Annotated in this window: 11 protein-coding genes and 1 pseudogene; 6 read left to right on the forward strand and 6 right to left on the reverse strand. The window is 60.4% G+C overall.

Annotation, left to right across the window (positions count from 1 at the left end; all coding sequences use genetic code 11):
- Window positions 1–158 precede the first annotated feature (158 nt).
- Window positions 159–989 carry an alpha/beta fold hydrolase gene (locus AAZU54_RS26670; RefSeq protein ID WP_405128875.1) on the forward strand — a complete coding sequence of 277 codons (831 nt, stop codon included), beginning with the start codon at window positions 159–161 and terminating at the stop codon, window positions 987–989.
- 267 nt (window positions 990–1,256) lie between these two features.
- Here AAZU54_RS26670 and AAZU54_RS26675 read toward each other — a convergent pair.
- Window positions 1,257–1,367: pseudogene (locus AAZU54_RS26675) on the reverse strand (lysis protein); the annotation flags it as partial.
- A 143-nt stretch (window positions 1,368–1,510) separates the two neighbouring features.
- Between AAZU54_RS26675 and AAZU54_RS26680 the strand changes: the two are divergent.
- The 5 genes from AAZU54_RS26680 (at window position 1,511) to AAZU54_RS26700 (ending at window position 5,647) form a co-directional block, all read left to right on the forward strand.
- Window positions 1,511–1,960, forward strand: coding sequence for a hypothetical protein (locus tag AAZU54_RS26680; RefSeq protein WP_434727865.1), 450 nt, complete (start codon window positions 1,511–1,513; stop codon window positions 1,958–1,960).
- A 380-nt stretch (window positions 1,961–2,340) separates the two neighbouring features.
- Window positions 2,341–2,838, forward strand: a complete 498-nt coding sequence (locus AAZU54_RS26685; protein ID WP_186553330.1) for an HIT family protein — start codon at window positions 2,341–2,343, stop codon at window positions 2,836–2,838.
- Window positions 2,839–3,037: 199 nt separating this feature from the next.
- On the forward strand, window positions 3,038–3,937 hold the full coding sequence (locus AAZU54_RS26690) for a hypothetical protein (protein WP_434727866.1): 900 nt from the start codon (window positions 3,038–3,040) through the stop codon (window positions 3,935–3,937).
- A 270-nt stretch (window positions 3,938–4,207) separates the two neighbouring features.
- Complete coding sequence (locus AAZU54_RS26695) at window positions 4,208–4,747, forward strand: type 1 glutamine amidotransferase domain-containing protein (protein ID WP_312152983.1); 540 nt, start codon at window positions 4,208–4,210, stop codon at window positions 4,745–4,747.
- A gap of 42 nt (window positions 4,748–4,789) precedes the next feature.
- Entirely contained in the window at window positions 4,790–5,647 is an 858-nt protein-coding gene (locus tag AAZU54_RS26700) for an SDR family oxidoreductase (protein WP_434727867.1), read from the forward strand.
- A gap of 30 nt (window positions 5,648–5,677) precedes the next feature.
- Here AAZU54_RS26700 and AAZU54_RS26705 read toward each other — a convergent pair whose 3' ends face one another.
- The 5 genes from AAZU54_RS26705 to AAZU54_RS26725 form a co-directional block, all read right to left on the reverse strand.
- Entirely contained in the window at window positions 5,678–5,842 is a 165-nt protein-coding gene (locus AAZU54_RS26705) for a hypothetical protein (RefSeq protein WP_434727868.1), read from the reverse strand.
- Window positions 5,843–5,945: 103 nt separating this feature from the next.
- On the reverse strand, window positions 5,946–7,535 hold the full coding sequence (locus tag AAZU54_RS26710) for an aldehyde dehydrogenase (NADP(+)) (RefSeq protein WP_434727869.1): 1,590 nt from the start codon (window positions 7,533–7,535) through the stop codon (window positions 5,946–5,948).
- Window positions 7,536–7,601: 66 nt separating this feature from the next.
- Window positions 7,602–8,597: an AraD1 family protein gene (gene araD1 / locus AAZU54_RS26715; RefSeq protein WP_434727870.1), complete on the reverse strand. Its 996-nt coding sequence runs from the start codon at window positions 8,595–8,597 to the stop codon at window positions 7,602–7,604.
- 55 nt (window positions 8,598–8,652) lie between these two features.
- Window positions 8,653–9,828, reverse strand: coding sequence for an L-lyxonate dehydratase (locus AAZU54_RS26720; protein ID WP_186553336.1), 1,176 nt, complete (start codon window positions 9,826–9,828; stop codon window positions 8,653–8,655).
- Between the two features lie 30 nt (window positions 9,829–9,858).
- Window positions 9,859–11,172, reverse strand: a complete 1,314-nt coding sequence (locus tag AAZU54_RS26725; RefSeq protein ID WP_186553337.1) for an MFS transporter — start codon at window positions 11,170–11,172, stop codon at window positions 9,859–9,861.
- Window positions 11,173–11,587 lie beyond the last annotated feature (415 nt).

Consider the following 11,587-nt stretch of genomic DNA (forward strand, 5'->3'; position numbering starts at 1 on the left):
CGTCGAGCACCATCTCAGCAGCCCGGATTTTCTGTTCTTTCGAGTATGACTTTCGCACTGATTTTGCCTCCAATTGGGCGCCATCATAGCGCCCGTAGAAGGTGTCCAAAATCATTAGGCCAGATCATAGGCCCTCACTTCATTCTGGAGATACGAACATGGGGTATGTCACTACGCAAGACGGTGTTGAAATATTTTACAAAGACTGGGGGCCACGCGATGCCCAGGTAGTCTTTTTCCACCACGGATGGCCGCTTAGCGCGGACGATTGGGACGCGCAAATGCTCTTTTTCCTGGCTAACGGTTTCCGGGTTGTAGCACACGACCGGCGTGGTCATGGGCGATCCAGCCAGGTCTGGGATGGACACGACATGGATCACTATGCCGATGACGTCGCGGCAGTGGTTAATCATCTCGGCGTGCAAGGCGCTGTCCATGTCGGTCATTCCACCGGCGGAGGTGAAGTCATCCATTACATCGCACGCCACGGCGAAGACCGCGTGTCGAAAGCAGCCATCATCAGCGCTGTGCCGCCGCTGATGGTTCAGACCCCGAGCAATCCTGGCGGCCTGCCTAAAACAGTTTTCGACGACTTGCAGGCACAACTACAGGCGAATCGCGCACAGTTCTATCACGACGTTCCAGCAGGGCCTTTTTACGGCTATAACCGCCCGGGTTCAAAACCGTCCGAGGGCATCGTCTGGAACTGGTGGCGACAAGGCATGATGGGCTGTGCAAAGGCACACTATGACGGGATCGTGGCGTTTTCTCAGACCGACTTCACCGAAGATTTGAAGAGCATCAAGATTCCTGTCCTGGTGATGCATGGTGATGATGACCAGATCGTTCCTTATGAGAATGCCGGTGTTCTGTCAGCCAAACTTCTGCAAAACAGTACGCTGAAAATCTACCCGGGCTTCCCGCACGGAATGCCTACAACCCATGCCGATACGATTAACGCCGATCTGCTCGCATTCGTGAGGAGCTAATCAATTATAGGGCGGTGGGTAACCCCGCCCTATATTTTTCAACGCCACCAAATTGGCGCTTTTAAATTCAGCGAGATGCCGTCAAAACTGTGCAATATGGATAACTGCTTTTTTAGCCGAAAGCGGTGGTTGGCAAGCGTCTCCTTTGGGTCGGAAGCGGCCGTCGGGCGTTTACGAAACCAGGAGCAACTCACCATCTTCGGAAATAGCGTGCTGCTCGTCGCCTCAGATCGCACGCTCAAACGTCGATGATGGAGCTTAAAGAGCTCAGGGGGCCAGAACTCTGACGTACGCTTGGCACGCCCGCAGCGCAATCAATCCTTGGTCGCCGGCGTCGGTGATGGCGATAATTCGTTGAGCATGCGCTGGGGCACATTGAGTAGTGCGGGCTACTCGAGTAACGCTGACCATGCCGTGGGCAGTTTCGGCGCGCAGCTGTGAATCAATGACTCTCGCCAAGCCAGGAGCACTTGCTTTTCAAGTATCCTGCTCAACGTGATCATCTACAAATAGGATGCGTGATGAAGTACTTCGCCATATTGTTGTCGACTGCAATTGCTTTCTCAGTAACATCGTTGGCGTCAGCCGCTGAACCATCGCTGCGTCTGCAACGCGCTTCAGGTTTGTGGAAGGTTACTCCGTCCACCTCGCCGTTTTCGTGGGAAATATGCGTCGACCATGAGAAAGACAGGCTTATAGATGACGACCTGTGGAGTGACTTCGAACAGGAGTGCAAAATCGAATCTAAAAGCGGTAACGTCGATAGCTATAATTTCAAATCACGCTGCCCTGAAGCGATTATGGCCGGATCTTTCAAAGGCGACCTTGCGAAATCCTATGTACTGACGGCCGATACGTCGTTTGAGCTAAATGGAAAAACTGAAAGACAACACACAGTGATTAATGGCATCTTTCAGGGCGCGTGCCCGGCGGATATGGAGCCGGGTGTAAAAAAATGCACGGGGGAATGAAGATTAATTCCCCATACTCTAATAGATGAAAGGTTTAAAGCGTCATCGCTTGACAGACCTCGAATGCAGCTACATCGCTTGCCACGTATAACGCTCAATTGTGGCTAAGGTCAGTGCCGTCGCGGCTTCCAGGCGTTGCATATATCCTTCGGGATGATCTTGAGCTCGCTTTCTTAAGCGTTGGTCTGTTGGGGTGACTCCATCGTAAGCGAGTCTTCAGTCTTGGCTTTTGGCCGATTGCTGCCCTTCGCGAGAGGCAGCTATGGGTCGAAAACAGCCGATCGGCCAGAAGCAGCTGTCCGCCAAAAGACAGCATCCGGCAAAAGCAGACATCAACCTGCCGCGATGCTACGCTCGCCAGCCCCACTCAAGGCAACCTGATGGACATACCGTCTCGGCTCATCATCCATGAATCCAGGCACTGGATTGTCAACCACCGCATGGACAGCGCGTTGCCGGGCTACCTGATGCTCAGTGCAAAACAAATGACCAACTCGCTGGCGGCGCTACCGCCCGAAGCGCAATCGGAGTTGGGGGTATTGCAGGCGCGCATCCAGAAAACCATTGAAACGCATCTCGCGCCCAAACGCTTGTATATCGGGCGGTTTGGGCATGACGCCGGCCACTCCATTCACTTCCACTTCATTCCGGTGTATGACTGGGTTGAAGCGGGTTTCTGGCAGGACGAAAGGTACAGGCTGCTGCAAACCTTCGGCTCGCTCGACAGTGCCCTTGCGCAAACCGATGGCGCCGAATTGATGCTATTCGTCTGGCGAGAGTTTTGTGAACGCCCCCTGCCGCCACCGGTACAAGGCCCTGGCGTAGCTGAAGTCGTTGCCACCCTGCGCAGCGCGTTCGACTCAAAGCTGCCCGGCTAGGCTGCGGTCGGAATGATAAGCGGGTCGCAATTTCACACTATTGTGCAATGCGAGTGAACCTATTGATCCCATAGCGTTCTAGGATACCGGCCCGGGCTGGTGGCAATGTGGCAGCAACTGTCCCAGCACGCCTCGCCACGTCGCGAAATCAGCCTGGATGGCATCGTTCCACTCAACTCTACAGGGATGTAAAACCCTCATGCAGCAGACTTCTACTGAAGTGCCAGTGACCGGTCAATTGGTCGGCCCTTACCGCTACGGCAAGGGCCTGAAAATCTTCACGATAGTTTTCAGCCTGGCGCTACTGATCCTGGCCGGCCTCATCGTTTACTTCGCCACCACCTTGCCGGTGAACAGCAGCGGGCCTGTCACGTTCACCACCCCGTCAGGCTCGACGATGCGCTTCAATGGCAACGTCTCGATGCTCTATTACACCGGCGCGTTGCTGGCGTTCATCGCGGTGGGCATCGCGGCGCTGTATGCGTGGCACAGTCGCTATCGGCACAGCAGCTACGAGCTGTATGAACAGGGCATCGCCTACACCACCAAGGGCGTGCGCACCTACGTGCCGTTCACTGAAATCGAGCATTTGTACCTGTTCGCCTCGGGGCAGACGATGTTCAGCGGCATGATCACCAACCTGGCGTTCCGTCGCAATGCCAGCGAGCCGTTCCACCGGGTGATCGAACCGCTCAAGCGCTTCTTCGAATTCCAGCAACTGTTTCGCGAGCTCTACCTCGACGCCAGGCAACCTGCGGTCCTGCAGACCTTGCACAGCGGTGGCACGGTGACGTTCGAGTACGCCGACACCAGCCAAGTCTGGCGCAAGCGTGTGAGCGGCAACTTCCTCGATATCAAGACCCTGCCGATCGTGGTTTCACGAGATTACCTGCAGGTCCAGGGCAGCCAGGTATCGATGGCTTCGCTACGCAGCGTGGACACCAGCGCCTGGAGCGAGAAGGTGGTGATCAAGGATGCTTCTGGCAAGCCAGTACTGTCGACCGTCGCCACCGGCATCCTCAACATGGACCTGTTCCTCAACACGTTAGCCCTGTTGATGGAAACGTCTGTCGAGCAGACCGCTGAACACACTGCCTGAACACACGGGGGGTAGGGCTCAACGCCCTGCCCCCCGTGGTTATAAGTGCCCTACCCCGGATCGTCCCCTCTGACAGCAATTCCCCGCCAGCCCCTGAACATACCCCGCACCTCCCGAACACGCCGAAAACTCTCGTTTGAGTGCGTAAAAGCGCGCGCCAGCTACACATCATCATTCGCTTGAGCCTGGACCGTTCGGGTTTTGCACATGAACTTTGCCCGGTGCTGATGGGCCTCCTACTTCAGGTCTACTGATAAAGGAGCTAACCCCATGAGTGCACAATTGAACGGTAAGCGCGTGGCGTTTCTGGTCACCGACGGGTTCGAACAGGTGGAACTGACCGGCCCGCGCGAAGCCCTGGAACAAAACGGCGCGGTCGTCGACATTCTGAGTGACAAGCCAGGTACGGTCCGCGGCTGGAATCATGACAAGCCCGCTGACCCATTCACGGTAGATGCCACATTCGACAACGCCCAGCTCGACCTATACGACGCGCTGGTGCTGCCAGGCGGGGTGCAGAACTCCGACACGATCCGGCTGGTCCCCGGCGCGCAAAAACTGGTGAAAAGCCATGACTCAGCCGGCAGACCGCTGGCGGTGATCTGTCACGGCGCATGGCTGCTGGTGTCCAGTGGCCTGGCCAAAGGCAAGCGCATGACCAGCTACAAGACCTTGCAAGACGATATTCGCAACGCCGGTGGCACCTGGGCCGATGAGCAGGTGGTGGTCGATGGCAACCTGATCAGCAGCCGCCAACCTGATGATATTCCGGCCTTCAATGAGCAGTTGATCAAGGCCTTGGCAGGCTGATTTTTACTCTTCCAACGAATACCACTGCAGGAGCCTTGTTCCATGAGCGACTACCCTACTCCGCCATTCCCCTCACAAGCGCAAAGCGTTCCAGGTTCACAACGCAAGATGGAGCCGTACCCGGACTGCGGTGAACAGACCTACACCGGGCACAATCGGCTCGACGGCAAGATCGCCCTGATCACCGGTGCCGACAGCGGCATCGGCCGAGCGGTTGCGATTGCCTATGCCCGCGAAGGCGCAGACGTTGCCATCGCCTATCTCGATGAACACGACGATGCCCAGGAAACCGCGCGCTGGGTCGAGGCGGCGGGTCGCCAATGCCTGCTGCTACCCGGTGACCTGGCGCACAAACAGCACTGCTACGAGATCGTCGACAAGACCGTGGCGCAGTTCGGTCGCATCGACATCCTGGTCAATAACGCCGCGTTCCAGATGGCCCATAAGACCCTGGACGAGATTGACGATGATGAGTGGGTGAAGACCTTCGACACCAACATCACGGCGATCTTTCGCATCTGCCAACGGGCATTGCAGTCGATGGGCAAAGGTGCTTCGATCATCAATACCAGTTCGGTCAACTCCGATGATCCGTCACCTAGCCTGTTGGCGTATGCCGCTACCAAGGGTGCCATCGCCAACTTCAGCGCAGGCCTTGCCCAGTTGCTGGCCAAGCAAGGCATTCGGGTCAACAGTGTCGCGCCTGGGCCGATCTGGACACCGCTGATCCCCGCCACCATGCCGGATGAGGCAGTAAGGAACTTCGGCTCGGGCTACCCGATGGGACGACCAGGGCAACCGGTTGAGGTTGCCCCGATCTACGTCCTGCTGGCTTCTGATGAAGCGAGCTACATCTCCGGCTCGCGCTATGCGGTAACCGGCGGCAAACCGATTCTTTGAGCACGACGCTGAGGCCCGCGGGTGCGGGCCTCAGTGCTTTTTCGACGGTTCTTGGCGAGCCGTCTTCTGCGCGGTCGAATCATGCGCGGTACCTGACGAGCCATCCGGTCGATGGGCATCGTTGTCCCGCTCCTGTTCACCCTGCGGCTTGGCCGGTGGCGGTGTTTCAACGCTGTCTTCGCTATGCTTTTTCATCGCTTGCCCTGCTCCCTCTCGGTGTCCCGTTGAACAAGTGATGCCTGACAGTCAATAAAGTTCAGGCCACAGCGCAAGCCGGCATTACCAGGTTTTTCCTGATTCAAGCAGCCGTCAGCGGCGCTCGCGTGTAGCCACTGTCGACGAGCCGCATGATGCCCAGCGGATTGGCATCCTTGAGCGCATCCGGCAACAGCGCATCTGGGTAGTTCTGGTAGCACACCGGGCGCAGGAAACGGTCGATCGCCAGGCTGCCAACCGAGGTGCCACGGGCGTCCGATGTGGCCGGGTAAGGCCCGCCGTGAACCATCGCATCGCACACTTCAACGCCAGTTGGGTAGCCGTTGAGCAGCAGGCGCCCGGCTTTGCGCTCGAGCTCCGGCACCAGCATGGCGAACTGCTGCAGGTCCTCGGGTTCGGCAATCAAGGTCGCAGTGAGCTGGCCATGCAGCGCCCGCACTATCGCTAGCAACTGTTGCTCATCGGCCACTTCGACGACAAGGGTGCAAGGGCCAAAGACCTCTTCCTGCAACCTGGCATCGCCATCGAGCAGCAGCTGCGCATCCGCCTGGAACAGTTGCGGCTGCGCCTGCTGGCCTTGTTGCGCGCGGCCGGCCAGATGGCGAACGCCAGGATGGCCGTGCAACGCGGCGACGCCGTTGCAATAGCTGTCCAGGGTACCGGCATTGAGCATGGTCTGCGCCGGCTGGTCGGCCATGCGCGCGGCAAACTGCTCGAGAAACTGGGTGAAGGCCGGAGCGCGGATGCCGATGATCAACCCTGGGTTGGTGCAGAACTGCCCGCAACCTTGCACCACCGAGGCAGTCAGTTGCGTTGCCACCGCCTCGCCGCGCTGGGCGATGGCAGCGGGCAGCAGCAACACCGGGTTGATGCTGCTCATCTCGGCAAACACCGGGATCGGTTGTGGCCGCGCCGCCGCCATGTCACACAAGGCGCGCCCGCCTTTGAGCGAGCCAGTGAAGCCCACGGCCTGAATCGCGGGGTGCTTGACCAACTGCTCGCCCACGCCAGCGCCGTAGATCATGTTGAAGGTGCCGTCGGGCATGGCGCAACGCTGCACCGCCCGCATGATCGCATCGGCGACCAGCTCGGCTGTGGCCATGTGCCCGGAATGGGCCTTGAATACCACTGGGCAGCCGGCGGCCAAGGCTGCAGCGGTGTCGCCCCCGGCGGTGGAGAACGCCAGGGGAAAGTTGCTGGCACCGAAGACCGCGACTGGCCCGACGCCGGTTCGGCATTGTCGAAGGTCGACGCGCGGCAGCGGTTGGCGATCCGGCTGGGCACGGTCGATGCGTGCGCCGAACCAGTCACCGCGGCGCAGCACCTCGGCGAACAGGCGCATCTGGCCGCTGGTACGCGCCCGTTCGCCTTTGATACGCGCCTCAGGCAGCGCCGTTTCGCGGCAGACCACACTGACGAAGTTGTCGTCGAGCAGCTCGATTTCCTCAGCGATGGCCTCAAGAAATGCTGCACGTCGATCGGGTGATGTATTGCGGTAGGCGGCAAATGCGGCGGCTGCCGCCTGTGCAGCGGCATCCACCTCTTCAGCGGTGGCCTGGGTGAAACGGTACGGCAGCGCCTGCGCGGTATGCGCGTCGAAGCTTTGCAACACCACAGCACCGGCGGCGCAGCGCGCGCCGCCAATGTAGTTGTAACCGAGCAAGTTGAGCATAACGACCTCATAAGCGTGAGCCGGCCGAGCCCGAGCCGGGCCGGCTTTCTGGCAAGCAAGATAACCCTAGAGACGAGCGACAGACCCCGGCAGGATCGGCACTTCGCAAGCGACGATGCCGTTGCGCAAAGGCGCGCCAAATTCATCCATGGCGATTTCGAAGGTGTCGCCAGGCGCCGCCTTGATGCCGTCGGCGAAAGACAACGTGGCAGTGCCGAAGTAATGCACGTGGACATCCCCGGGGCGCAGGAACTGGGCGTACTTGAAGTGATGGAACTCAAGGTTGGCCAGGCTGTGGCACATGTTGCCCTCGCCCGAGAGGAATTCACCCTCCCACAGCACTTGCGCGCCGCGCAGGATGCGGCTGCGACCTTGCAGGTGCGCTGGCAACTCGCCGACCCGCAGCTCCGGGCCAAAGGCGCAGGCACGTAGCTTGGAATGGGCCAGGTAGAGGTAGTTGCGCCGCTCCATCACATGGTCGGAAAACTCGTTGCCCAAGGCATAGCCCAGCCGATGCGGCAGGCCGTCATCGCCGATCACATACAGCCCGACCAACTCCGGCTCCTCGCCAGCGTCCTCGGCGAACGCCGGCAGCGGCAGGTCACCCCCGGGGCGGACGACGATGCTGCCGTCGCCCTTGTAGAACCATTCTGGCTGCGCCCCGACCTGCCCCTGCGCAGGCTTGCCGCCATCGAGCCCCCATTTGAAGATGCGCATGGTGTCGGTCAGGGTCGCCTCGTCTGGCTCGCCCTGCTGGTGCATCTTGTCGCGTGTCGCGGCGCTGCCCAGGTGGGTCAGGCCAGTGCCGCTGACCAGGCAATGGGCCGGGTCTTCATGGTCCAGCGGTGGCAATACCCTGCCCGCCTGCAGCAGGCCGGCATAGTCCGGGCCGGCGTCACTGCCACGGGCCAGCACTTCTTCGACCAGGCCATGGCCGCTGCGGATCGCCGCCAAGGCCAGTTCGCGGGTGCTGCTGGTTGCTCGCAGCGTGCGCACCTGAGCACCTTCGATTACCCCCACGCGGCGCTGGCCGGCCTGGTCTTCGAATTGAATCAACCGCATGTGTCATTCCCCTTGCGCAAGGCCGGGCGCCAGCGCGTGGCGGCGCCCGACGCGATCATTCGATGATGTTGAAGTCGTTGAGGTATTGCTCGGAAATCTCCAGCCCCAGGCCCGGCTTGTCATCGTCCAGCTGGATGTAGCCGTTGACCGGTTGCGGCTCGCCCTTGAACACGTAGTAGAACAACTCGTTGCCGACCTCGACGTCAAACACCGGGAAGAACTCGGCCATCGGCGAGGCGGTGCTGGCCATGGTCAGGTGATAGTTGTGCATCTGCCCGGCATGGGGAATGACCGGCACCGACCAGGCTTCGGCCATGGCGTTGATCTTGCGCGCAGCGGTGATGCCGCCAACGCGGTTGGTGTCGTACTGGATGACGTCCACGGCGCGGCGCTCGAGCAAGTCCTTGAAACCATGGCCGGTGAACTCGTGCTCGCCGCCCGAGATCGGCATGATGCCCATCTTCTTCAACTCGATATAACCTTCGATGTCATCGGCGATCACAGGCTCTTCCAGCCAGCGCGGCTCGAATTCGGCCAGCTTGGGCAGCATCCGCCGGGCGTACTCCAGGGTCCAGCCCATGTAGCATTCGAGCATGATGTCGACATCCGGGCCGGCCAGCTCACGCAGCGCGCGCACCTGCTCGATGTTGCGGCGCATGCCGGCCGGGCCATCCTTGGGGCCGTAGCCAAAGCGCATCTTCAGCGCGGTGAAACCTTGGTTCAGATAGCCTTGGGCTTCTTCCAGGAACAGGTCGAGGTTGTCATTGGCGTAGAGCTTGGAGGCGTAGGTCCAGATCTTTTCCTTGGTGCGCCCGCCGAGCAACTTGAACACCGGTTTGTTGACCGCCTTGCCCATGATGTCCCAGATCGCCAGGTCGATCGCCGAAATGGCGGCCATGCCGATGCCCTTGCGTCCCCAGGCATGGGTGCGGCGGTACATCTTCTGCCAGATGTACTCGCTGTCGAAGGGGTCTTCGCCGATGCAGATCGGTGCCAGGTACAGGTCGATGATTTCCTTGGCGACTCGCGGCGCCAGAGCGCAGTTACCGATGCCGACGATGCCGGTGTCGGTTTCGATTTCTACCACCAGCCAACCATGGAAGCGGAACGAGCCCATGGCATCGCCACGCTCGAAGAGGATGTCGCTGGCGTTGGTGCAAAAGTGCGCCTGGGGCGGCACGACCTTGCCCTTCCATTCAAAGACACGGGTGCGGACAGATTTGATTTTCATGGGTGAAGGTCCTCTCACTACAAGGGATGATCAGCCGGCCCGGGCAACTTCGAGCGGGGCTGGGGTGGGTCGGGAAGCTTTCAGTCGAGACAGCAGGCAGGCCCCCAGCACGCCGACCACGGCCAAGGCGAACATGCCAGCGCGGGGGTCGGCGAACAGGGTTTCGGTCAGGGTCTTGAGGTTCGGCGCAACGAAACCGCCGAGATTGCCCAACGAGTTGATCAAGGCAATGCCACTGGCGGCGGCGGCGCCGCTGAGGTAGCCGGTGGGCAGGGTCCAAAACAGCGGTTGCACGGCAACGAAGCCGGCGGCGGCGAAACAGAAGGCGACAATCACCAGTGCCAGGCTGCCAGCCAGCGCCGAGGCGGCAATACCCGCCGCAGCCATGGCCAGCATGACCACCGCCAGCTGCCGATGCAGTCCGCTACGGTCGGCGTAACGGGTGACCAGGCGGGTCACCACCAAGGCGCACGCCCAAGGGATGGCGGTGTAGAGGCCGACATTCAGGCTGACCTGGCCGTCGAGGAAGCTGGCGATGCGGGTCGGCAGGTAGAACACCACGCCGTACACGCTCATCTGCACGGTGAAATACACCAGGCAGAACTTCAGTACCTGGCGATTGCGCAACGCACCGAAAAATCCATGTGGTCCGTGGCCCTGTTTCTGCGCATCTTCTTCGGCCAGCTGCTGCTCCAGCGCCTGTTTTTGCGCGTCATTCAACCAGCGGGCCTGGGCTGGACGATCAACCAGGTAGAAATAGGCCGCAATCCCGACCAGCGACGCCAGCAGCCCCTCGACGACGAACAGCCACTGCCAGTTGGCCATGCCGAACACCCCCTTGAACTCCAGCAGCCAGCCCGACAGCGGCCCGCCCAGCACCAGCGCCAAAGGCAGACCGAAGTAGAACAAGCCCAGGGCCTGAGCACGGCTGCGGGCCGGGAACCAGTAGGTGAGGTACAGGATTATCCCGGGGAAGAAGCCCGCCTCGGCAACCCCCAGCAGGAAGCGCAGCACATAGAAGGTGGTGGCGTTGTCGGCGAACATCATCGCCGCGCTGACCAGGCCCCAGGTGACCATGATCCGGCACAGCCAGACGCGGGCGCCGAGACGGTGCAGCATCAGGTTGCTGGGCACTTCGAAACAGGCATAGCCGATGAAGAAGATGCTTGCACCGAAGGCGAACGCGGCGTCACTCAAGCCGGTGTCGGCTTGCAGGTAGGCGCGGGCATAACCGACGTTGGCACGGTCGATGAAGGCCAGTACGTACATCAGGATCAAAAAAGGCAGCAGCCGCGCACGACTGGTGGAAATGGCCGAGGCCAGAGAGCTGGCAGGGTCGTTCATGGAGGAATCTCCGCGTTTGCCTGGAGCGCTGGGTGCAGCGGCCAGGCAGGTTGTTATTGTTGGTGTTGGGGGCGACTTTAGAGGGGCCTTGCCGGCCTGGATAATCACTTATGCGTATCCATCGATAGCCTGAGGTAATACCTTTCGCTTGGTTGGTCGCGTTGGGGTTATCACCTGGACGTGCGGGTAGCAGGCTGTGCAGCCAACTGGCTGGAGAAGTTAGGAGCGTTGTTAGAGGCGGCCCTCCACGGGGCCGCCGGATGATTAGCTGGGAGGGGGTGGTGCGGCCTTCGCGGGCAAGCCCGCTTGTATGGTTAGACTTGAAGGGGTGGTGGGACTAAATGCCCGATTCTGACTGTTCGCAGCAGTACAGACCGTGGGAGACATCGCCCCACCCCTTCCACCAAAGCGCCGA

Source organism: Pseudomonas sp. Je.1.5.c (assembly GCF_051129895.1).
GTDB classification, from domain to species: Bacteria; Pseudomonadota; Gammaproteobacteria; order Pseudomonadales; family Pseudomonadaceae; genus Aquipseudomonas; species Aquipseudomonas urmiensis.

Bases quoted from the DNA above. Each gene is read 5' to 3' on its own strand.
- AAZU54_RS26670 (WP_405128875.1), top strand. From the start codon at position 159: ATGGGGTATGTCACTACGCAAGACGGTGTTGAAATATTTTACAAAGAC.
- AAZU54_RS26680 (WP_434727865.1), top strand. From the start codon at position 1,511: ATGAAGTACTTCGCCATATTGTTGTCGACTGCAATTGCTTTCTCAGTA.
- AAZU54_RS26685 (WP_186553330.1), top strand. From the start codon at position 2,341: ATGGACATACCGTCTCGGCTCATCATCCATGAATCCAGGCACTGGATT.
- AAZU54_RS26690 (WP_434727866.1), top strand. From the start codon at position 3,038: ATGCAGCAGACTTCTACTGAAGTGCCAGTGACCGGTCAATTGGTCGGC.
- AAZU54_RS26695 (WP_312152983.1), top strand. From the start codon at position 4,208: ATGAGTGCACAATTGAACGGTAAGCGCGTGGCGTTTCTGGTCACCGAC.
- AAZU54_RS26700 (WP_434727867.1), top strand. From the start codon at position 4,790: ATGAGCGACTACCCTACTCCGCCATTCCCCTCACAAGCGCAAAGCGTT.
- AAZU54_RS26705 (WP_434727868.1), bottom strand. From the start codon at position 5,842: ATGAAAAAGCATAGCGAAGACAGCGTTGAAACACCGCCACCGGCCAAG.
- AAZU54_RS26710 (WP_434727869.1), bottom strand. From the start codon at position 7,535: ATGCTCAACTTGCTCGGTTACAACTACATTGGCGGCGCGCGCTGCGCC.
- araD1 (WP_434727870.1), bottom strand. From the start codon at position 8,597: ATGCGGTTGATTCAATTCGAAGACCAGGCCGGCCAGCGCCGCGTGGGG.
- AAZU54_RS26720 (WP_186553336.1), bottom strand. From the start codon at position 9,828: ATGAAAATCAAATCTGTCCGCACCCGTGTCTTTGAATGGAAGGGCAAG.
- AAZU54_RS26725 (WP_186553337.1), bottom strand. From the start codon at position 11,172: ATGAACGACCCTGCCAGCTCTCTGGCCTCGGCCATTTCCACCAGTCGT.